Genomic DNA, 20,738 nt, shown 5'->3' with positions numbered 1-20,738 from the left:
TTTTTAGCCCTGCACTATTTTTAAAGTTCTGCTCGCATTTACTGCCTTTCGACAAATCAGACGCGCTGGTCATCTGCTTTCAATTCTTCCGTAAAAAAGCCCTTGTCCTTATAAAATATGGGTTTATTCAACATCCTTACCCATTTTGGCTTTGTGAGAATGATAATGATACTGATAACTATTATCAATAAATTGATAAACAAAAATGCGCTTCTTAACGAAATCTTTGCAATGCGTTGGTGAAAATGAACTAAAGGAAGGTGAAAAGGGCAGAGGACAAGGTTTTTCCCCTACGTTTATCAGGGTTGCGGAAAATATAGCTAAGATATATCTTTCGACAAGCCTTACTTCAAAAGAGAAAACATGATGACCCAACATCGCACTGAAACCCCGGCCCCAAACTTGCCGGTTCGTGTCAAAAACGAACTGGCTTTTCGTCATCTCACGGTCAAAAGCAGCGAAAACATAGCCGGCTGTTTTCAGCGCATCGTTTTAAACGGCGATGAACTGAAAGGTTTTACCTCGCGTGGCTTTGATGACCACATCAAACTGTTTTTCCCGGCGAATCCGGGTGATGTGATCACCCCGCCCACCGCGACCGAGGATGGCATTGTGTGGGGCGAAGGGCCGCGTCCGCTGAACCGCGAATATACGCCGCTGCATTTTGATGCGCAGACCCATGAACTGACGCTGGATTTCTATCTTCACGACGGCGGTGTTGCCAGTGAATGGGCAGCTGGCGCGAAACCGGGCGACAAACTCATCATCGGCGGTCCGCGCGGTTCTTTGATTATTCCGACGACTTACAAATGGCAGCTGTATGTGTGTGATGAAACCGGTCTTCCGGCGGTAAAACGTCGTCTGCGCGAGCTGAAACAGACCGCTTCTGACGCGAAAGTGACGGTGCTGGTAAAAGTGAAGGATGTCAGCTGTGCCCGCTATCTGTCCGAAGAAAATGATTTCGACATCGAGTGGATTGTCAGCGAAGAACAAAACGGGTATCAGGAGGATGACGCGGCGGTGAAAAAGCTGAAAAGCCTGTACCTGCCGGAAAGCGATTACTACATCTGGGCGACGGGCGAAGGGAAATTCGTTAAAGGCCTGAATGATTACTTCGTCGAAAATCGCGGGTTGGATGCGAATTTAGTTCGTTGTGTCGCGTACTGGCACAATAAATAATTCAAATTGCCCGCTATGTTTAACCGCAGGAGTTGACATACTCCCCGCCCTAAATGGAGTGACCTCGATTCCGTAAACAGTTCCTGTTCTCACGGTGAGGCCTGTTCGAAGGCCTCAGGGGCACTCTACGGGCTAATTATCACTGTCCAGGTTTATGGGGGCAGTTCAAAAGGGCGAAGTTTTACGCGCAACTTGATAAAGCGTTATTGCCTTTTATTTGCTGCGGTATTTAATTAATACTTTGTTGCAACTACCACCGGAATCATTACGCCGGGCACGGTAAACGCCATTATTTATTATTTCCGCCATCATTATAATTCTTATGACAAATTCTGAGTTTTTATTCAAAGAAATGGTTATGAAATTAATAAGCCTCAAAGAACACTGGCGCGCGCTGTGTCTGATACCTCTTTTGTTTGCGGGATATTCTTCTTTAAGTTCAGCGGCTGAAAATACACCAGCCCCGTCACTGGATATTGTTAAACCGGTAAAAGTGTGTGCCGATCTCAATAAGGTGTCGCTGACTGACATCGGCGGCGAGGGCAGCCGAATCACCTCAGCGAAAGAGATTACCATCAACGACGCAACGGCCTGCGAAGTGGAGGGTAATGTGCACCCGACCATCGGCTTTAAAGTTCTTTTGCCGGTATCTTCCTGGCAACAGCGTTATATGCAAATCGGTTGTGGGGGGTTGTGCGGCAATATCTCGCTGCAAATTGGCGCGTCAGCCGGTTGCACACCATTGCAAACCAATGGTTTCGTGATGGCCGCCACCGACATGGGCCATTCGATGCAGGAAGTGGATTTCGGTAAAGATCCACAAAAGCGCAAAGATTTCGCCTACCGCAGCCAGCATCTGATCGCTGAAGTGTCGAAGAAACTGATCGCGGAATACTACGGGCGTGCGCCTGCGTATTCCTATTTCAACGGCTGTTCGGACGGCGGTCGCGAAGCCCTGATGGAAGCGCAACGTTTCCCGCATGATTTCAACGGTGTGATTGCCGGGGCGGCAGCGATGAACTTCCAGTCGCAAAATGCCGTTTATCACGCGTGGCAGGCGCTGGCGAATACTGGACCAGATGGAAATGCGGTGATAGTTGCTTCCCGTTTGCCAGTGATCCATAACGCCGTGTTGAAACAGTGCGACGCACTGGATGGCCAGACCGACGGCCTGATTGCCGACCCGCAAAGCTGTCATGTGAATATTGCCTCGATGGCCTGCAAAACGGATGCTGCTCAGGAAAACTGCCTGTCAGCCGCTGAAATTGCCACTTTAACCAAATTGTACGCTGGACCGGTTGATCCGAAGACCGGTGCAAAACTGACCGTCGGTGGTCCGCAACCGGGTTCTGAGCTGGCATGGGAAGGCGTATTTGTGCCGGAAAAAGCCAGCGATCCGATTTTCAGCTCGTTTATCGCGCTGCCATCGCTGAAATTCCTAAATTATGAAAAAAATCCGTCAGAACATTTTACGTTGAAAAACGTGAAATTCACCGAAGCCGGATTTGATGAACTGCGTAAAATGCACCCCCTTTACGATGCTACCAACCCAGATCTCTCTGCATTCAAGGCTGCGGGCGGCAAGCTGATTATCTGGCATGGCTGGGCAGATCCGCATATCTCCCCGCTTAATTCCGTGGCGTATCATCAGGCAGTAGGCCATGTGATGGGCGCGACGAGCCGCGATCAGTTTGAGCGTCTGTATCTGTTGCCGGGCGTGCATCACTGCTCCGGCGGTGAAGGTCCGAGTCTGGTGGATTTCCTCACGCCGATGATGAACTGGGTGGAGAAAGACATCGCGCCGGACAGCATTACCACCTATCAGGCTGCGAAAGAGCAGAAGATCCAGTTCGGCCAGCCGATGCCAGAGCGCGGCAAACAGCCAGCGACCGATATCCGTCTGGAGAAAATCCCGATGGGTGCAGTGTCACGTCCTGTCTTCCCGTATCCGGATTACGCGGTGTACGGCGGAAAGGGCGATGTGAATGCGGCAGCCAGCTATATTCGCAAACCGCTGGCGACGCAGCCGGCGGCGTATCACTGGTTGGGCGAGGATTTCTATCAGCCGTTTACGTTTATGAATTAACCACCAGATCGGTGTTCAGACCGGTTTCATCAGGCAGGCTGCGGCCTGCCTGATGTGTTATGGCATTGTGAAAGAGGGCTTAACCCGTTATCTTTAAGGGATATCTGTACGCACTTTTTACGTAATTCTGACTATGGTTCTGATGAAAAATAATCCTTTGGGTAATGACCGTCCTCCAGCCACATCCGGCCATAAACCGAACTGCGTTGCGGCGAAAAAACATCGCCGCGAAAGAATGTTCGAAACGGGTGATATCCGCCTGCTGATGCTGCATTTTTTGCAGCAACGTTCTGCGCATGGTTATGAGCTGATCAAAGCCATCGAAGACTTGTCCAAGGGTGAATACACACCGAGCGCCAGTATTATTTATCCGAACCTGACGTTTCTTGAGGAGCAGGGTCTTATTACGGCGAATCAGGAAAAGGGTGGTAAGAAGCAATACTCGATTACGCATGAAGGAACGCAATCGCTGGCCGGACAGGGCGATCTGCTCGGTTCAGTGACCGAAAAACTGTTTTCACTGGCGATTTTATCCAATAACCGCAGCATTCCGGAAATGCAGCGGGCGATTAACAATATGCGCATGGCGCTCAATCTGCGTTTGGCGAAAGGGCCGATCGAACAGGAAACGCTGTATAAAATCACCGATGCATTAGACAAAGCGACGAAAGAAATCGAGCGTAGCTAAACGGATTATCAAAAACTATAAAGCCTCCGACCGGAGGCTTTATACGTTCAGGAAATATCACGGGAAATCAGTTTTCTTCAGGCCACGGCGTCAGAATTTCATAACCCGTTTTCGTCACCGCAATCATATGTTCCCACTGCGCGGACAACGAATGATCTTTCGTCACCACCGTCCAGCCGTCAGGCAGCACTTTGTTCTGCTTTTTACCGGCGTTCAGCATCGGTTCGATGGTGAATAACATGCCTTCCTGCAAGACCAGGCCGCGGCCTTTTTCGCCGTAATGCAGCACCTGCGGATCTTCGTGATACCCCATGCCGATGCCGTGACCGCAATACTCTTCCACGATGGAAAACCCTTCGCGTTTCGCAACAGCAGCAATGGCATAACCCACATCCCCGAGCGTTGCGCCGGGGCGCACCACTTCGATACCGGCCATCATCGCTTCAAAGGTAGTATCCACCAGGCGGCGCGCCATAATGCTCGGCTCACCGGCGTAATACATGCGGCTGGTGTCACCGTACCAGCCGTCTTTGATCAGCGCCACGTCGATGTTCACGATATCGCCTTTCTTCAAGGCTTTATCGGAAGGAATACCATGGCAAATCACATGGTTGACGGAGGTGCAGGTGGTTTTCTGATAGCCGTGGTAACCGATATTGGCCGGGATCGCCTGCAGTTCATTGACGATAAAATCGTGGCAGATGCGGTCCAGTTCGTTGGTTGTGACGCCGGGCACCACGTAAGGCGTGATCAGGTGTAACACGCGCGCGGCGAGTTTACCGGCGATACGGGCTTTATCGATGCCTTCCGGCGTTTTGACCATGCGGTTATTGTTGACGAAATACCGGCTGTCTAAACCATTATTCATTGCTTGCCTTCCTGTGTGTGCCGCCGACGTTTAACAGCGTGCGGATACTTCCGGTGTTTTCTTCCGATTCCATGCTGCATCGCACCAGCAGTTGCGAAATCTCACTGTGCGTCATGTCCGGGTGGGTCTCCATCAGCATGCCAATCTTCATCCAGTGTTCGGCCTGGGCGTTGATGGAACGCGTATACGCCAGACTGGCGATACGCAGATTCTCATGCATCAGTTCTGAAATTTTGATGATACCCATCGGGCGTCCTCAGTAGTATACGAATCATATATGTTTTATATACTACGTGTAATGAACGCTAAACTCAACCTGCGCATTTCATGACACCTGTCGGGCAATGGCGTATATTGTGGCGAGTTTTCAATCTCTTATCCCAAATTATAAATTCAAAAGGTTCACATGAAATCTACACGTAAGTTACTTATTGGCCTGGTGTGCATTTTTTCACTGGCAGGATGCTCGCGTACCGAACCGGTATTAACGCCACACACCACCATTACGACGCACAATTCTGAAGACCAGATTAAAACCGCCATCATGAGCGCCGGATTGAATCGTGGCTGGATCATGACCGCTGCCGGTCCGGGTGTAATTAATGGCCGTCTGAACAACCGTGATCACGTGGCGAATATCCGCGTTAATTACACACAAAACAGCTACACCATTAATTATGTGAGCAGTACTAATCTGATGGCGGATAAAGGTGAAATCCACCGCGGTTATAATCACTGGGTGAATAACCTCGATAACGATATTCAGATACGTCTGGCGTCCAGCGCCGCGAAATAACATTGTCTGAATCGTATAAAAAATAAAACGCCCCCGCTGAACAGACAGGGGCGTTTTCGCTACATGGCGGGGTTTAGTGGCGCTTACTGGCTCGAGGTGTCTTTTTTCATCGCGTCTTTTGACATGTTGTCTTTAGACATGGAGTCTTTGGACATAGAGTCTTTAGACATGCTGTCTTTCTTCATATGATCTTTAGACATGCAGTCTTTGCCCATGCTGTCTTTCGCCATTGAATCTTTGCCCATGCTGTCTTTTTTCATGCAGTCTTTCGACATATGGCCCATGGTATCTTTCTTCGCCATTGCGTCAGCAGCATAAGTGGTGCTCACAGCGCCCATCATCAGACAAGCAGACATCATCATTACGGTTAACTTTTTCATGGTAATTCCTTCTTTTAGGTTTTGAGGTACAAAGGTTGTTGTGGACAGTGTTGATCCCTATGGATCATGTTCAGCTTCCGCCGAACCAGTTGTAGCCCTGATCTTCCCAGTAGCCACCGGTGAACTTGTTGGTTATTTCAATGACTTCGATATGTTTTGGATTCTTATAGCCGAGTTTGGTCGGCATTCTGAGCTTCATCGGGAAGCCGTATTTACGCGGTAAAATCTGTCCGTCATAAGTCAGCGCCAGCAGGGTTTGCGGGTGCAGCGCCGTCGCCATATCAATGCTGGTGTAATACTGGTCGGCACATTTAAAACTGACATATTCCGCTGTGAGATCGGCCCCAATCAGGCGCAGAAAATCACCGAACGGCACGCCGCCCCATTTGCCAATCGCGCTCCAGCCTTCGACACAAATGTGTCGGGTCACCTGGCTGACCTGCGCCATTTTGTACAGCGTCGGCAAAGACCATTCGCGTTTATCCAGCGCCAGACCGGCGATTTTCAGGCGATAAGCGTTGCCGTCGACTTCCGGTGCGTCGTCTTCGGCGTAAAACGCATTAAACGGAAACGGGCGGGTGATCATCGATTCCGCATATACCGGCGCGAGACGTGTCGAACCGAACAGCCAGCCCTGCACGCGGTCGTTAAAGCCGGAGATTTTGCTCAGTGCAGTTTCTACGCTGGCGTTATCGCTGATGTCGCAACCGGTCAGCATCGCGACGCCGCCGAGTGTCAGCCCGCGTTGCAGGAACAGGCGGCGTGAAGGCGCATCCAGTTCGCGGATAATCTGTTTTTTCGCTTCCTGTAAAATCGCTTCGCTGTCGGAAGGACTGAATATCTGGCTGATACTTTTTTTGAGGATATTTTTCATCAGGTCTTCCTTAACGTCCGCGGATCATGGCAATCAGGGTTTTCGGCACCAGCGCCACCATCACGATATGCAGCACCACAAATCCCACCAGTGACGCCATCGCCAGAAAATGTACGTAACGCGCCGTATCAAAGCCGCCCATCAGTTCGCGCAGCAGCGGAAATTGCACGGATTTCCATACCACCAGCCCGGAAAGCACCAGCACGATGCCGTCGAACATCACGAACACATACGCCGCACGCTGCACCATGTTGTAGTGACGTAAATCGTCGTGTTTCAGCTTTCCGCGCAGGGCGGCCAGCAAATCATTGAAGATGCCGCGCGGCGTCAGCGGCCAGAATTTCTTTTTCATCCGGCCGGTAAAAATGTTCATCAGCAGATAAAACAGACCGTTGATTCCAAACAGCCACATACCGGCGAAGTGCCACTGAATACCGCCGCCGAGCCAGTCACCCAGCGTGACCGCACGGGGAAAATCAAAATCAAACAGTGGGGAGGCGTTATAAATCTGCCAGCCGCTGGTCACCATAATCAGCACGGCCAGCGCGTTCAACCAGTGCGTCAGACGCAGCCATAATGGATGTACGATGGCGGGTTTTTGTTTTGCCTGATCGGGTAAATCCGTGTGTATTGTCATGTTGTCATCCGGCTGTCCGTCCTGTGATGAAACGAGTATTGAACGGATTTGTTCCCCGAGACCTCACGCAAAGTTAAATAAAATGTGATAACTCGCAGGCGGTTGCTTGTGTAGACTCAAACCATTGGGAAGTGCCACGTTTTGGGATAACACATGGATAAGACGAAGAAGATCCTGATTGTTGAAGATGACGGAGATATCGCCGAACTGTTAAGCCTGCATCTGCGCGATGAAGGTTATCAAATCACTCACGCCGCAGATGGCAATCTGGGCGTGGCGCATCTGGAAAAGGGCGGCTGGGACGCGCTGATCCTCGACCTGATGCTGCCGGGCGTAGACGGCCTGGAAATCTGCCGCCGCGCCCGCAACATGACGCGTTATACGCCGATCATTATTATCAGCGCGCGTTCCAGCGAAGTGCATCGTGTACTGGGGCTAGAACTGGGCGCGGACGATTATCTGGCCAAACCTTTCTCGATGCTGGAACTGGTAGCGCGGGTCAAAGCGCTGTTCCGGCGGCAGGAAGCGATGAGCCGGAATATGAAAATGGACGCCGGAACGCTGAGTTTCTCCGGACTGGTGATCGACCCGATTGCACGAGAAGTGATGCTCAGTCAGCAGCCCGTAGAACTGACACCGCGCGAGTTTGATCTGCTGTATTTCTTTGCCAAAAATCCCGGCAAAGTGTTCTCGCGTCTCAGCCTGCTCAATCAGGTCTGGGGCTACGAACACGAAGGGTATGAGCATACGGTGAACACCCATATCAACCGGCTGCGCATCAAGATAGAAGCTAATCCGGCTGAGCCGGAACGTATTCTGACCGTGTGGGGAAAAGGCTATAAGTTCGTGTCTTCTGCTGAAGATGCGCAAGGGTAAATCATGAAAAATCTCACGCTGGCACAAAGACTGACCCTGGTATTTACGGTGTTACTGATCGCCTGCTGCGCGCTTTCCGGCTATATGCAGGTGCGTTCCAGCAATCAGTACAGCCAGTCGGTTATTCAGCGGCTGTCGGTCAATCTGGCGACACAGATTGCGGCGAATAATCCGCTGCTCAGCGAGGGCAACTGGGATCCGAAAGTGGTTCATACCCTGTTTGACCAGCTGATGGCGGTGAATCCAAGCGTTGAGGTTTATCTGCTGGATAAAGACGGCAATATTGTGGGCAATGCAGCGCCGGCAGGCAGGTTGCAACAAAAACGCATCGATCTGGCGCCGGTGAACGCGCTGCTGCATGGCGCAAAAATGCCGGTGTATGGCGACAATCCACGGGATCCGCAGACTCCGCAGGTCTTTAGCGCTGCGCCGTTGGAGGTTAATGGCCAGACAGAGGGCTATGTGTATATCGTTTTGCTCGGCGACGCTTACACCGCGCTGACCAGCGACGCGCAATATCAGTCGGCGATATCGCTGGCGCTGCGTTCGATGGGGCTGGTGGCATTATTTGGTTTGCTGGCCGGTGCGCTGGCATTCCGCTGGGTAACACGCCCGGTGCGCAAATTGACCGCGCAGATTGCCCGGCTGGATACCGGCGGAATGGAGGCAATTCAGGCGCTGGCGAAAGCGGATGTGCCGGAAGGCGCTGCCCGTGATGAAGTCACGCAGCTGCAACAGGCGTTTATCGCGCTGGCAAAGCGTATCGATCAGCAATGGCAAAGCCTGATGGTGCAGGATCAGCAACGGCGTGAATTTATCGCCAATATCTCCCACGATCTGCGCACGCCGCTGACTTCGCTGCACGGCTATCTGGAAACGTTGTCGGTGAAATCAGACAATCTGAGCAACGAAGACCGCCAGCGTTATCTCAATATCGCCCTGACGCAGAGTAAAAAAGTTGGTCGTCTGGCGCAGGAATTATTCGAACTGGCGCGCCTCGAATACGGCGTGGTGAAACCACAGAAAGAACCGTTCTCGCTGAGTGAATTAGTGCAGGATGTTTTCCAGAAATTCGAACTGGCAACCGAAACCCGTGGTCAAACATTACTGGCCGATATCACACCGGGTATTCCGCTGGTGAATGCCGATCTCGGCATGATTGAGCGGGTGCTGACCAATCTGCTGGATAACGCTATCCGCTTCACGCCCGAAGACGGCACGATTGAAATCAAACTGTGGACCCAGGCAGGGCAGGTGATGGTGCAACTCAAAGACAGCGGACCGGGCATTGCGCCAGAGCTGAAAGACAATCTGTTTGTGCGTCCGTCAATTCTCAGCACCAACAAACACCGCGCAGGCGGGCTGGGGCTGATGATCGTGCGCCGTATTCTGCAACTTCACGGCAGTGATATCCGCCTGATTGAACAGTCAAAACAGGGTGCCTGTTTTCAATTTTCAGTGCCGGTCTAAATTCCAATTTATTAATTTGCGTTACGGTGTTATGGCCGTAACGTAAATAGCGTAAAATGACGTCGGAAAGTTATTATTCTGTATTAATAAGTGTTAAGTAATAATTATAGTTTTGATATAAACCAAAAAGGTTTAGCGCCTGTATTTAAACGGTACTTTTTGAATGACGGCAGTAAATATATATTTAATCCGGCGATGAAATAATTTTCTCATTATGTGAAATATTAATTTACCTGGATAAAAATATGTCTAAGAAAGAAACCTACCCTCAAAATAATAACGTGCATGACCTCCGGTCTGCGATTGAATTTTTAGAAAGCCTGCCAGGCGAAATGGTCAGTACCGATGTGGAAGTCGATCCGCATGCGGAGCTTTCCGGCGTATACCGTTACGTCGGTGCCGGGGGCACCTGTGAACGTCCGACCCGCAAAGGCCCGGCGATGATGTTTAATACCATCAAAGGTTTTCCGGGCGTGCGCGTGGTCACCGGTCTGATGTCGACCCGTGAACGTGCGGGCTACCTGCTGAACTGTGCGCCGGAAAAACTCGGTTTTCTGCTGAGGGATTCGGTGAAAAATGCTATCGCGCCGGTGGTTGTCGATCGCGGCACGGCACCCTGTCAGGAAGTCACCTACTTAGCTGATGACCCGAATTTTGACCTGCGCACCTTGCTGCCTGCACCGACCAACACCGAAGAAGATGCCGGTCCGTATTTCACTATGGGCATGTGTTATGCCTCTGATCCTGAAACCAAAGAATCCGACATCACCATTCACCGCCTGTGCATTCAGAGCCGCGACGAATTGTCGATGTGGCTGACACCGGGCCGACATATCGATGCGTTCCGCGAAAAAGCCGAGCGTGCGGGCAAACCACTTCCGATTTCAATCAGCATTGGCGTGGATCCGGCGATTGAAATTGCAGCCTGCTTCGAGCCGCCAACCACGCCGCTGGGCTTCAACGAATTGAGCATCGCCGGTGCGTTGCGCGGTAAAGCCGTCGAGCTGACCCACTGTGTGTCCATCGATGAAAAAGCCATTGCCCACGCAGAAATCGTCATTGAAGGCGAGTTGCTGCCAAACGTCCGTGTGCGCGAAGATCAGAACACCAATACCGGCAAAGCGATGCCGGAATTCCCGGGCTACACCGGTGAAGCCAAAGCCGAACTGCCGGTGATTAAAGTGAAAGCCGTCACGCACCGCAGAAATCCGATCCTGCAAACCACGCTCGGCCCGAGCGGCGAGCACGTCAGCATGGCGGGTATTCCGACTGAAGCCAGTATCCTGGATATGATCGACCGCGCCATGCCGGGCCGCGTGCTGAATGTGCATGCGCACACCTCCGGCGGCGGTAAGTTACTGGCGGTATTGCAGTTTAAAAAATCCTCTCCGGTGGATGAAGGCCGTCAGAGACAAGCGGCGTTGCTGGCGTTTGCGGCATTCTCCGAGCTGAAACATGTGATTCTGGTGGATGAAGACGTGGATATTTTCGATACCGACGACATCCTGTGGGCGATGCAAACCCGCTATCAGGGCGACGTGGATACCGTCACCATTCCGGGCGTCCGCTGCCATCCACTCGATCCTTCGCAAAATCCGGCCTACAGCCCGAGCATTTTGCAGGAAGGCATGTCATGTAAAACCATCTTCGACTGTACGGTGCCGTTCCACCTCAAAGCGCATTTCGAACGTTCCAAATTTAAAGAAGTCGATGTGAAGAAATTCTTACCTGACTTTAAATACTAACAGCAATAAGCCAGCGCACCTGCGGTGCGACGTTTCAAAAGCGGAGAGGTGAAATGAAGAGAAGGCGGATAATTGTCGGAATAAGCGGTGCTTCCGGGTTTCAGTATGGAATGAAGGCGCTGGAAATATTGCGCGATATCGATATCGACGTGCACCTGATTATCAGTAAAGGTGCCGAAATGACGCGCAGTCTCGAAACCGATATCGAACGGCAGGAGGTGATCCGGCTGGCCGATGAAGTGCATTCCATTAATAACCTCGGGGCATCGGTTTCCAGTGGTTCTTTTAAAACCATCGGGATGATTATTGCGCCGTGTTCGATGAATACGTTGGGTTCTGTTGCTCACGGACTGACCAATAATTTACTGACCCGCGCCGCAGATGTCGTTTTAAAAGAGCGGCGCAGGTTAGTATTAATGGTCAGGGAAACACCGCTGAATCTTTCGCATCTGAAAAATATGCAGTCGGTGACGGAAATGGGCGGAATTATATTCCCGCCGGTTCCCGCGCTGTACCATAAACCCGACAGCGTGGATGATATTATTCACCACAGCGTGGCGCGCGCGCTGGATTTATTTGACCTGGATGTCGCTAATATTAAACGCTGGGGCGAAAATTTATAGCGGAATATTTAAAACAATATCTCAAAATAGCGGAGTAGAAATGTTAATTGGACCTATCGTTAACAGCGGCGCCATAATTCTCGGCGGCCTGTTAGGGGGCTTTCTTGGCGTAAAAATGCCAGAGCGGTTGCGAACCTCGCTGCCCCAGACTTTCGGTTTGTGTTCCATGGCGCTTGGCGTCGTGCTGCTGGTTAAAATGCACAGTATGCCGGTGGTGATTTTGTCGGTGATCCTCGGTGCCGCCATCGGCGAAATGTTTTATCTCGAACGTTACATTGCCCGTCTGGGAAATATGGCACGCGGTATCGCCGCAAAATTTGCGCCGGATACCGGCATGGATCAGAACGTCTTCACTGAGAAGTTCGTGGCCATCATTGTACTGTTCTGCGCCAGCGGCACCGGGATTATCGGCTCGATGACTGAAGGCATGACGCATGATCCGAACATTCTGTTCGTCAAAGCCATCATGGATCTATTCACCGCTGCGATTTTTGCCACCGTGCTGGGATACGCCGTCGCTCTGATTTTTATTCCGCAGTGGATTGTGCAATTCCTGATCGCCTCGGCGGCGGTATTTATTCTGCCGCTGACGAACGCTGAAATGATGGGGGATTTCACTGCCGCAGGCGGCTTTATTATGCTGGCCGCCGGTTTCCGTATCAGCGGCATAAAATCCATCGCGGTTGGCAATTTATTACCGGCGTTAATTCTGGTGATGCCCATCTCGCATTACTGGAGCCTGTTCATCCACTGACGGATGTCCGCAAAAAGCCACGTCAGTGCGAAGTGGCTTTTTGTATACTGGGTGTGACACAGCCAGACTGACAGGAAGGGAAAGATGGATCTCAAAAGAATGCGCTACTTCTGTACCATCGCCGAGCAGGGTTCTATCAGCAAGGCGGCGAAGGTGCTGAATATCGCGCAACCCCCGCTCGGCAAACGTCTGCACGAGCTTGAAGAAGAAATCGGTTCGCCGCTGTTTATCCGCACCAGCAAACAAATGGTGCTCACCGAGGCCGGACGTTTTCTGTATCGCAAAACCAGTGAAATTCTCAATCAGGTGAACAGCGTCACTAAACAGGCGATTGATATCGCGTCGCAAAAAAAACGCACGGTGCGTATCGGCGTTTCCTACCTGTATCTGCGCTATTTTAACACCGTTTTTCTCGAGCTGTACCGCAAAAACCCGGACTGGGATCCGAACCTGTTAGTGTCCGAATCCACCTATCTGGAAGAACTGGTGATGAACAAAACGCTGGATATGGCGATGATCCAGACGCCCGCCGACGTGCGCTCTTTCTACGTGCGGGAATTCGAGCCAATCAAACTGGTGGCTGTGGTGACCAGTGAACTGGCCGACACCCTGCCGGATCGCACACTGACTTTTGCTGATCTCTCCGGTTTTCCGCTGGTGATGCTGCACCGCATGGGCGGCGAGGGCACCTATGAAATGCTGCTCAACCGGCTGTATGAAGAAGTGAAAGACGTGAATGTGATCATGAAAGTGTCCGAACCGCGGCTGGTGATCGAGATGTTCCGCGACGGGATGGTCGGCGCGGCGCTGATGCCGGTATCTGAAGTCGGCGAAAGCCGGCATTTCCGCACCTTTGAAATCGAACAGAAAGGCAAACTGTTCCGTCCGGCGATCATTACGCTGCATACCGAAAAGGATTCGTTTCTACCCGCAGACCAGACGCTGTAAAGGCATGAAAGAGTGAACTATACTCCTTCACTCTTCATGCTGACTGGACGACCAGAGACTCAGCCATCTTATACAGGGACGACCCTGAAGATATTAAGGAAACACCATGGCCTGGGTTTACCTGTTTTTAGCCGGCATTTTTGAAGTGGTCTGGTCTACCGCCATGAAAGAATCCCACGGATTCACCCGCCTGCTCCCCAGTATCATCACCGCCGTTTTTATGCTGCTCAGCGTAGTTTTACTGGCGATTTCCATGAAAACCCTGCCGCTCGGCACCTCTTACACTGTCTGGGTCGGTATCGGCGCCATCGGTGCTTTTATTCTCGGCGTAGTGATGTTTGGCGAAAGCCTCAACCCGCTGCGTGTCATCGCCGTGCTGCTGATTTTCTCCGGCGTGATTTTGCTGAAAGTGGCAACGAAAGAGTAAAAGCCGGACGCTGAACACGACAAAACCGCTCTAAAAGGAGCGGCTTTTGTTTATTGCTTATTGAAAAAGAGTGTCGAGAGCAGCTGCTGAGAAACCGGCACCAGCCCGACTTTCAGACCAAAGGGTTTGAACAGTTTGTTGATAATATCGGAGGTATAATTTCCTTTATCATTTTCCACTTCTGACAGTGTTTTCCGCGACACGGAAACCAGTTTAGCGAAAGCATCTTGTTTTAGCCCCAGCACATTGATCCGCAGTGCTTTTAACGCTTCCCCCTGGCTTATTTCCCCGGATATCAGCGCGCGCATGATCTGGAGTCTGGCTTCATTCCTTTCATTGGCGCTGACGGGTTTCGTCAGATGAGAGACTCTGCGGCGGGTGCGTGTTTTGACAGCACGGTCCCTCTCTGCCTGGTTTGTGATTTCTGCAGTGGCGCTTTGGGTTTTCTGCGCGGCATTTTTTTTCGCCCGTATTTTAGCGATGGTGCTTTTCACTGAATCGGCCGCAATCAGAGGTTCTTTCATAACAGCCCCCAGCGGCGCAATTTTTCGGGAATAAAACTGAAACTTATTGCGGGCATGTTCAGGATCTGTTGCGGGATACCCCGGGCGGCAAGCCGGTCTTTCAGACCTGTCAGTTGCTCAGCAGTTTCATTGAGCGCCCGGAGTAAGTTTTGAGCCGGAATGAGATCATCCAGAGTTTGCGCAATAGCGGGAAAATCATATTCACCGCCAACTTCCAGCGGCGTTTTCCATTTCGTCGTTCTGGCAATCCCTTCAGGATCGGCCTTCATGGGCGCGAAATCGTAGATCGGGGCGAGCCGGATGCTGCCTTCATCTTTGAGAAAAGAGGTATTTCGACCATGGTTATCGCTGTTGCCAAAAATAATATTGAGCAGATCCCGTCGGACCCATTCGGTAACAAACGCCGGGATATCAAAAGAAAAACCCTGCTCTGTCACCATATGGTTGCGGGAAATTTGATTAATCAATGTCCTGAGGGTCTCTTCATGATAGAGCGTGACGCCGGGTGCCTTGCGCAGCAGAGAATAGACCGATTCCATTCCAAACCGCCTGACGACACCTCCTTCTTCAAAGGCAATATCAAAACGTGGCAACCACAGTGACGGATAAGTCAGTCCTTCTTCAAGCCGCATATTGTGCGTCGGGATTGTCTCAAATCCCATCGCTTCCAGTTCATGATAGAAATGGAATTCAGCCCGCAAAATATTGCAGTCCACTTCAGTCCTTGCCCCGCGTGGATATTTGACCAGATAAGGAATATCCCGGTTGGCGGGATCACTCTGGTAGGTATCGATCCAGATTTGCTGTTCCCGGTTACAACGGAGCAGCAATTTTGGTGCTTCCCCGCCCGCACCTGTCGCCCCTCCGGCAGCGACACCGCGTTGCTGGGCATAATCCAGAAAGTCTCCCGCCCGGTTTATCACGTCGTCGACGGTGAAAAAGAGTTGTTCAGCAAGGGGGTTATGTTCCGGCAAGGATTCTTTAATGCGCAGGTTGCCGACAGGGGATAGGGTCCCATGCTTGAGCAATACAAAATTTTGCTCATCTGGGGTCAGCCCTTCGAGATCAAGATAGTTGGCCCAATAGCGACGGCTGGAGCCGCTGGGAATGATGTCATCGAGAAACTTCAGCCATCCGCGCTGCCCGTCATCATCGAAAAAGAGGGCGACCGGATGGTTAAGTGATACGGCGCGGTTATCGTCACGGTCGAGGTTATCAATCGAATAATCGAAAAGATAATCAAGTTCAGTCAGGCGATAGTTGTTTTGTTCGCTGTCGGGAAAAGTGATGTTAGCAATATCCACCCACTCATTATTGAGAAAAGCCTGTAACGTTAACTGTTCCATAAGATCCCCTTTACTTATGAGTGGTATATTACTCGTTAATAAAGAATAGTCCATTTAACGTTACCTAAAACACCCATTAGAAGTTTTTTTTGAATTTATTGCGTTTTATATCACTCGTTATGTTTCGTTACTCAACGACAAAGCCGCTCTGTAAAAGGAGCGGCTTTTGTCTTGAATCACAAACTTCAGCAAATCATTTGTACAATACGGCGGTACCGTGAATGTGGTTCTGACCACCGGCTTCGATGATTTTATAAGAGCTTGCACCGGCAGCAGCGGCCTTGGCGGCGAAGGTGGATTCCAGGCCATCTAAGGTATTGTCAGAGGCCGATACGGTGCCGATTTCAGCCGCGAAGCTACCGAAAGAAACCGTGGCGAGTGCAGCAGCAATAACGAAAGTTTTGATAGATTTCATGATGTCATTCCTTCTCAATGTTTGTTTGGGGAAGGCCGTGTGCCTTCGATGAAAAGAAGAATAGCGCCGGGAGTTCGGAAGGGATAGCGGAGCGATTTGCTTATATAGTTCGAAAAAATTGAATTAAACGCCGGGGGATTAAAAAGCCCCGTTTCCGGGGCATGAGATCAGAACCGTTCACCTTCCAGCGTCGAATCGCATAACGCGAAAATCTCGCCCCAGTTCTGGCCGTTTGCCAGTAACTGACGGATATGCAGGGCGACATCGCTGCGGCGCACGCGGCCGTGAGCTTCGGTTTGGATGAGGTGCGCCTGACCGGTGGCCTCACCGTTCATCAGGCCGCCGGGGCGCAGGATGCACCAGTCCAGCGAGCTGGTTTGCAGCCAGCTTTCTGCCAGCGATTTCTCGCGTACTGCTTGCCCGAAGGCCTGCTTTGCGCGTGCGGATAATGTCGGCCAGCTGTCGCCGCAGCCAATTGAGGTGACCAGTAACATCTGGCGGATACCGGTGTGTTCCGCAGTATCTGTGATCAGCCGGTTGGCGGTGTAATCAGAAAGCTTTCCTCCCAGCGTGGAGACGATCTGCGCTTTATCGCCCGCCATCTCGCAGGCCTGCAACACGTCGGCAGGGTTAAGTGCATCGCCTTCAATCACGGTGACGCCCAGTGCGCGCACGCTTTGTGCCTGTTCAGGATTGCGGATCAGCGCCACGACCGGGCGTTCCTGCGCCGTGAGTGCCACCAGTTCAGCGCCGACGCCGCTGCCTGCGCCAAAAATCAGCAATGTGTTCAAGGTTGGTTCTCTCTCTCAGCCAGAAGGGCGGGAAGGGCACGAAATGCATTCAGCTGATCGGTCAGTAATCCACGATGGCTGTCGCGCCCGACGAAAACCTTGAGCATGGCATAACCAGAAGCGTTTAAAAACCAGACACTTGCTGTGCTCATCCCCATAAATGGCCGTTCAACCAGGGCAATATGCCGGCAGTGTGTGGCGCGGATATGCCCGCTCATTCCCTGTTTGCCACGCAGGTTAAAATAGCCGTGACGGTGCGTGCCGGTGGGTAATTCGCCATGGAACTCGAGGATCAGATCGTCATTATTGACCAACGTCGTCACATCGCCCCATCCGGTGATGTTGTCCCATACGGCGTCGAAATGTGTCCCGGCAAACAGATAGCTCCCCGGCAGGTTCTGGATCACTTCCAGCGGGGTGATTTGGAATTCGCGGGCGATATCTTCGACGGTTCCGTCGGGCTGAGTGGCGAGAAAGTCGATCAGGGACTGAAGTTTATCCGTTGGCATGGTGGGTATTCCGTAAAGTCAGTTGTGGGATGAGGGTTTGCAGCGCCTGCAACATGTTGCTGGCCCAGAATCGTCCGGCAGGCGTGAGGTTAAAACTCGGGCCATCGCTGTGCATCAGGCCGCACTGTTGCCATTGTTGTAACAGCGGTTCGAGCGGGAAAGGATCGGTGATAATGCGGCTCAGATCATAGCGCCCGGCTTCGATACCGCCCTGTAAATCCAGGCGCCAGCGGTGTTCGCTGGCAGTCGCGGCCGTCATCATCATGATCGGTTTCAGTCCGGCGTCCAGTTGCTGGTAATACGCTTCCAGACTGCGTGCTGTCATATAGGATTGCCCGCCGAGATTGCCACCTGCACTGCTGCCAAAAGCCAGACAGTCCGCGCCTTTTTTGATCAGCAAATTGTACAGATTGCGTTCGCGCGTGGTGCGCGCCCAGTGACTGTTGCTTATCTGATGCCAGCCGTCGCGCGCCAGAAAGGCTTCGCCTTCGAGGTAAAAGTCACGGCGCATCGCGACATCCGGCAGAGAGACGCGTTTATTTTCCGCGGCTTTGCCCAGCGGCGTGGAAGGCAGCAGGTTCAGGGCGTAAAGGTCCACGCCGTCCAGCGGTAAATCGCGGACGATCTGCAAATCCTCCCGCCAGCTTTCCGGTGTCTGTTCAGGTAATCCGAACATCAGATCGCAGACCACCGCAGCGCGGTCACGCTCCCCGAGTTTACGCAAAAACTGTATCGCTTCTTCACGGCTGGCGCGGCGTCCCATACGCTGGCGGACACGGGTATCAAACGTCTGAATGCCGATAGAAAAACGGTTAGCACCCGCCTCCAGACAGGCGTCGATGCGTTCGTTATCGAAATTAAGGATCCGCCCTTCGACAGTGATTTCGCAATCCGGTGCCAGCGGCAAACGGCGACGCAGCGTACTGATGATCCGGTGTAATTGCTTTGCGCTGAGCGCCGTCGGTGTGCCACCGCCAAAATAGACGGCGTGGACAGGTGCGGACTGATGCAGCGGCGAAGGGGCTTCCTGTTCAATCTCCCGGATCAGGTAATCGCAGTACTGTTCTGTGGCTTCCGCTTCCAGTTTGTTCTGGTAGAACCCGCAAAATTTACAGTGCGTCGCACAAAAGGGGATATGCAGATAAACCAGACGCTTATTGGCTGGAAGCTGGCGCTGACAAAGCGCCTGCCACTGAGCGGGGATCTCCTGCGGCGGAACCGGCTGCTGTGGCCGCCAGGGCATCACTGCCCAGCGGTCAGGGAACGGCAGTCCGTCTGCGGCAGCGTAAAAACGCGTGAGGTCTAAGCTCATTGAGTTTGTCTTCTCCTGAAGAAACAATCATTCATTCGCTGGTATTAAACGATAATGATTATCATTCGATCAAATCCAAAACGCATTTGTGATGATCTGTATCAAGTTTGGAAAAGTGACCGATGGTGAGAGGAATACGGAGAAAACCGATCCGGCCTGTCCTGTAATTTTTTAAAGCGAATGCTTATGATAGAACTTCTTGAGGTTTCCCCGGCACAACGACAGGGCAGTCATGGCAGCAGAATACTTTCTCTACCGGCAGATAAAACAGCGTCTGAAAGACGGCAGGGCGCATTATTTTTACATCGAACCTGATCTGAGTGAAACGGAGCAACTTAAAGCGCTATGCCGCCATTACAACGGACATACCCGGCAACGTGCGGTGCTGTGCCTCGGACTGAAGCGGGAGGTGTCGGCTTTTGCGGAACTCGTTGAGCGGGTTAATGACTGGGTGGAAGAAGTTGCCCGTTCGGCGTGCAGCAGTCTGCGGCGCTGGATGCGTCCGGAGTTTGCTGGTGTTTTTGTCGGGGGGCTGCCGGATATCTTCGGGTTGCTGAAATGTACCCGCGCTGATCATCGCGGAATCGTCAGTGAAATCGTGGATTATCTCGGGCGGGAGGAAAATAACCTCGCTTTGCTGACCGGTCTTAAGACCAGTAATCCTCATGTCGCCCGTCTTTGCCTGCGTTTGTTGCTCGACAATCCCCGGTTTTCAACTGAAAGGATCTTCAAGCTGGCGATGCATCAGCATGATCCTGTCGTCAGGTATCACGCCGCTCAGTTTATGCTGAATAAGCCTGAGCGTGTAAATGCTGAGGTATTTGCGTTGCTACTCGCCGACCGGTTTGCGCCAGTAAAACAACGGGTTTTGCAGTACGCGGAGAATCACTCGTTGCCTGTTGCCGAGAAAGTATTAAAAGGTTTGTTACTGGATAGTAATAGCCTGGTACGCCAGCGTGCCTGCCGTTTATATAGCCAACATTATGGTGATCCGCAATCCATTTATCTGGCTGCTTTTCATCATGCAGATTCGCGACCAGCTACGCGTAAAGCGGCATTGCTCGGGTTGGGTGAACTGCGCTATCCGCAGGTGCTGGCACTGGCGGAAGCTGTCACTGAGGCATACCCTTTTGGACTGTATTTCGCAGCACTGAATATCCTCGTAAAGCATCACGGCGAGGATGCGCGTGACCGTTTAATCCAAAAACTCAGCCATCCTGAACTGGCGATTGCCAGACTGGCGCGGCGTATTCTCCTGCGGGATAAACTGCTAGTGACTTTGGCTGACCTTCAGTCCTCTTATGAGAAAGCGCCATCTAATGAACATGCACTTTTAGCATTTGCCCCGTAAACCCTCGCCCAGTCTGAACTGACCCCATAAAGTTGGACGGTTGTAATCAGGCTGCCGCTGTGGCCCGGGTCCGGTATTCTACCGGGCTCAGGCCCTTTAACTTCAGTTTGATCCGTTCATTGTTGTAATAGCCGATATA

Annotated in this window: 24 protein-coding genes; 12 read left to right on the top strand and 12 right to left on the bottom strand. The window is 51.9% G+C overall.

Annotation, left to right across the window (positions count from 1 at the left end; translation table 11 throughout):
- Positions 1–366 precede the first annotated feature (366 nt).
- The 3 genes from J1784_RS01920 to J1784_RS01910 all read left to right on the top strand — a co-directional run bounded on the left by J1784_RS01920 (position 367) and on the right by J1784_RS01910 (position 3,953).
- Positions 367–1,179, top strand: coding sequence for a siderophore-interacting protein (locus J1784_RS01920; protein WP_217147792.1), 813 nt, complete (start codon positions 367–369; stop codon positions 1,177–1,179).
- Between the two features lie 358 nt (positions 1,180–1,537).
- Positions 1,538–3,265 (top strand): tannase/feruloyl esterase family alpha/beta hydrolase, encoded by a 1,728-nt coding sequence (locus J1784_RS01915; protein WP_217147787.1) that lies wholly within the window; start codon positions 1,538–1,540, stop codon positions 3,263–3,265.
- Between the two features lie 142 nt (positions 3,266–3,407).
- Entirely contained in the window at positions 3,408–3,953 is a 546-nt protein-coding gene (locus J1784_RS01910; RefSeq protein WP_238485347.1) for a PadR family transcriptional regulator, read from the top strand.
- Between the two features lie 67 nt (positions 3,954–4,020).
- On the opposite strand, the gene map is transcribed toward J1784_RS01910, so the two are convergent.
- Positions 4,021–4,776: a type I methionyl aminopeptidase gene (gene map / locus J1784_RS01905; protein WP_420803946.1), complete on the bottom strand. Its 756-nt coding sequence runs from the start codon at positions 4,774–4,776 to the stop codon at positions 4,021–4,023.
- A gap of 37 nt (positions 4,777–4,813) precedes the next feature.
- Positions 4,814–5,068 carry a ParD-like family protein gene (locus J1784_RS01900; RefSeq protein ID WP_112289129.1) on the bottom strand — a complete coding sequence of 85 codons (255 nt, stop codon included), beginning with the start codon at positions 5,066–5,068 and terminating at the stop codon, positions 4,814–4,816.
- 159 nt (positions 5,069–5,227) lie between these two features.
- Between J1784_RS01900 and J1784_RS01895 the strand changes: the two genes are divergently transcribed.
- Complete coding sequence (locus J1784_RS01895) at positions 5,228–5,617, top strand: hypothetical protein (RefSeq protein ID WP_217147785.1); 390 nt, start codon at positions 5,228–5,230, stop codon at positions 5,615–5,617.
- Between the two features lie 83 nt (positions 5,618–5,700).
- Here the strand turns inward: J1784_RS01895 and J1784_RS01890 are convergent, their stop codons facing one another.
- From J1784_RS01890 to J1784_RS01880, 3 genes are all read right to left on the bottom strand, one after another.
- The gene (locus J1784_RS01890) at positions 5,701–5,997 is read right to left on the bottom strand and encodes a pentapeptide MXKDX repeat protein (RefSeq protein ID WP_217147784.1); all 297 of its coding nucleotides are present in this window, start codon (positions 5,995–5,997) and stop codon (positions 5,701–5,703) included.
- Positions 5,998–6,067: 70 nt separating this feature from the next.
- Entirely contained in the window at positions 6,068–6,871 is an 804-nt protein-coding gene (locus J1784_RS01885; protein ID WP_120509831.1) for a molybdopterin-dependent oxidoreductase, read from the bottom strand.
- 10 nt (positions 6,872–6,881) lie between these two features.
- Entirely contained in the window at positions 6,882–7,508 is a 627-nt protein-coding gene (locus J1784_RS01880) for a cytochrome b/b6 domain-containing protein (RefSeq protein ID WP_120509832.1), read from the bottom strand.
- Between the two features lie 153 nt (positions 7,509–7,661).
- Here J1784_RS01880 and J1784_RS01875 point away from each other — a divergent pair, with 153 nt between their 5' ends.
- The 7 genes from J1784_RS01875 (at position 7,662) to J1784_RS01845 (ending at position 14,351) form a co-directional block, all read left to right on the top strand.
- Positions 7,662–8,384, top strand: a complete 723-nt coding sequence (locus J1784_RS01875) for a response regulator transcription factor (RefSeq protein WP_120509833.1) — start codon at positions 7,662–7,664, stop codon at positions 8,382–8,384.
- Between the two features lie 3 nt (positions 8,385–8,387).
- Complete coding sequence (locus tag J1784_RS01870; protein ID WP_217147783.1) at positions 8,388–9,854, top strand: sensor histidine kinase; 1,467 nt, start codon at positions 8,388–8,390, stop codon at positions 9,852–9,854.
- A gap of 245 nt (positions 9,855–10,099) precedes the next feature.
- The gene (locus J1784_RS01865) at positions 10,100–11,599 is read left to right on the top strand and encodes a UbiD family decarboxylase (RefSeq protein WP_217147782.1); all 1,500 of its coding nucleotides are present in this window, start codon (positions 10,100–10,102) and stop codon (positions 11,597–11,599) included.
- Between the two features lie 53 nt (positions 11,600–11,652).
- Positions 11,653–12,222: a UbiX family flavin prenyltransferase gene (locus J1784_RS01860; protein ID WP_217147781.1), complete on the top strand. Its 570-nt coding sequence runs from the start codon at positions 11,653–11,655 to the stop codon at positions 12,220–12,222.
- Between the two features lie 40 nt (positions 12,223–12,262).
- A complete protein-coding gene (locus J1784_RS01855) occupies positions 12,263–12,976 on the top strand; it encodes a DUF554 domain-containing protein (RefSeq protein ID WP_217147780.1) in 714 nt (237 codons plus the stop codon).
- Positions 12,977–13,060: 84 nt separating this feature from the next.
- Positions 13,061–13,924, top strand: coding sequence for a LysR family transcriptional regulator (locus J1784_RS01850; RefSeq protein ID WP_217147779.1), 864 nt, complete (start codon positions 13,061–13,063; stop codon positions 13,922–13,924).
- A gap of 106 nt (positions 13,925–14,030) precedes the next feature.
- The gene (locus J1784_RS01845; protein ID WP_217147778.1) at positions 14,031–14,351 is read left to right on the top strand and encodes a DMT family transporter; all 321 of its coding nucleotides are present in this window, start codon (positions 14,031–14,033) and stop codon (positions 14,349–14,351) included.
- A 50-nt stretch (positions 14,352–14,401) separates the two neighbouring features.
- Here the strand turns inward: J1784_RS01845 and J1784_RS01840 are convergent, their stop codons facing one another.
- From J1784_RS01840 to hutW, 6 genes are all read right to left on the bottom strand, one after another.
- Positions 14,402–14,875, bottom strand: a complete 474-nt coding sequence (locus J1784_RS01840) for a helix-turn-helix transcriptional regulator (protein ID WP_217147777.1) — start codon at positions 14,873–14,875, stop codon at positions 14,402–14,404.
- Positions 14,872–16,221, bottom strand: coding sequence for a type II toxin-antitoxin system HipA family toxin (locus J1784_RS01835; RefSeq protein ID WP_217147790.1), 1,350 nt, complete (start codon positions 16,219–16,221; stop codon positions 14,872–14,874). Before J1784_RS01835 ends, J1784_RS01840 begins: the two co-directional genes overlap by 4 nt.
- A gap of 193 nt (positions 16,222–16,414) precedes the next feature.
- Positions 16,415–16,636, bottom strand: coding sequence for a YdgH/BhsA/McbA-like domain containing protein (locus J1784_RS01830; RefSeq protein ID WP_217147776.1), 222 nt, complete (start codon positions 16,634–16,636; stop codon positions 16,415–16,417).
- Between the two features lie 167 nt (positions 16,637–16,803).
- On the bottom strand, positions 16,804–17,427 hold the full coding sequence (locus tag J1784_RS01825; RefSeq protein ID WP_217147775.1) for an SDR family oxidoreductase: 624 nt from the start codon (positions 17,425–17,427) through the stop codon (positions 16,804–16,806).
- Positions 17,424–17,936, bottom strand: a complete 513-nt coding sequence (hutX, locus tag J1784_RS01820; protein WP_120509843.1) for a heme utilization cystosolic carrier protein HutX — start codon at positions 17,934–17,936, stop codon at positions 17,424–17,426. Before hutX ends, J1784_RS01825 begins: the two co-directional genes overlap by 4 nt.
- On the bottom strand, positions 17,923–19,248 hold the full coding sequence (gene hutW / locus J1784_RS01815; protein ID WP_217147774.1) for a heme anaerobic degradation radical SAM methyltransferase ChuW/HutW: 1,326 nt from the start codon (positions 19,246–19,248) through the stop codon (positions 17,923–17,925). Before hutW ends, hutX begins: the two co-directional genes overlap by 14 nt.
- A 232-nt stretch (positions 19,249–19,480) precedes the next feature.
- Between hutW and J1784_RS01810 the strand changes: the two genes are divergently transcribed.
- The gene (locus tag J1784_RS01810; protein ID WP_217147773.1) at positions 19,481–20,599 is read left to right on the top strand and encodes a HEAT repeat domain-containing protein; all 1,119 of its coding nucleotides are present in this window, start codon (positions 19,481–19,483) and stop codon (positions 20,597–20,599) included.
- Between the two features lie 46 nt (positions 20,600–20,645).
- Here the strand turns inward: J1784_RS01810 and J1784_RS01805 are convergent.
- Positions 20,646–20,738: IS3 family transposase (locus tag J1784_RS01805; protein ID WP_217147578.1), on the bottom strand; the 93-nt coding region annotated here is incomplete at its 5' end.

The organism is Rahnella ecdela, assembly GCF_019049625.1.
Taxonomy (GTDB): Bacteria; Pseudomonadota; Gammaproteobacteria; order Enterobacterales; family Enterobacteriaceae; genus Rahnella; species Rahnella ecdela.
Note: the sequence above shows the minus strand (reverse complement) of the source record. Positions and strands in the feature narration are given on the sequence as shown.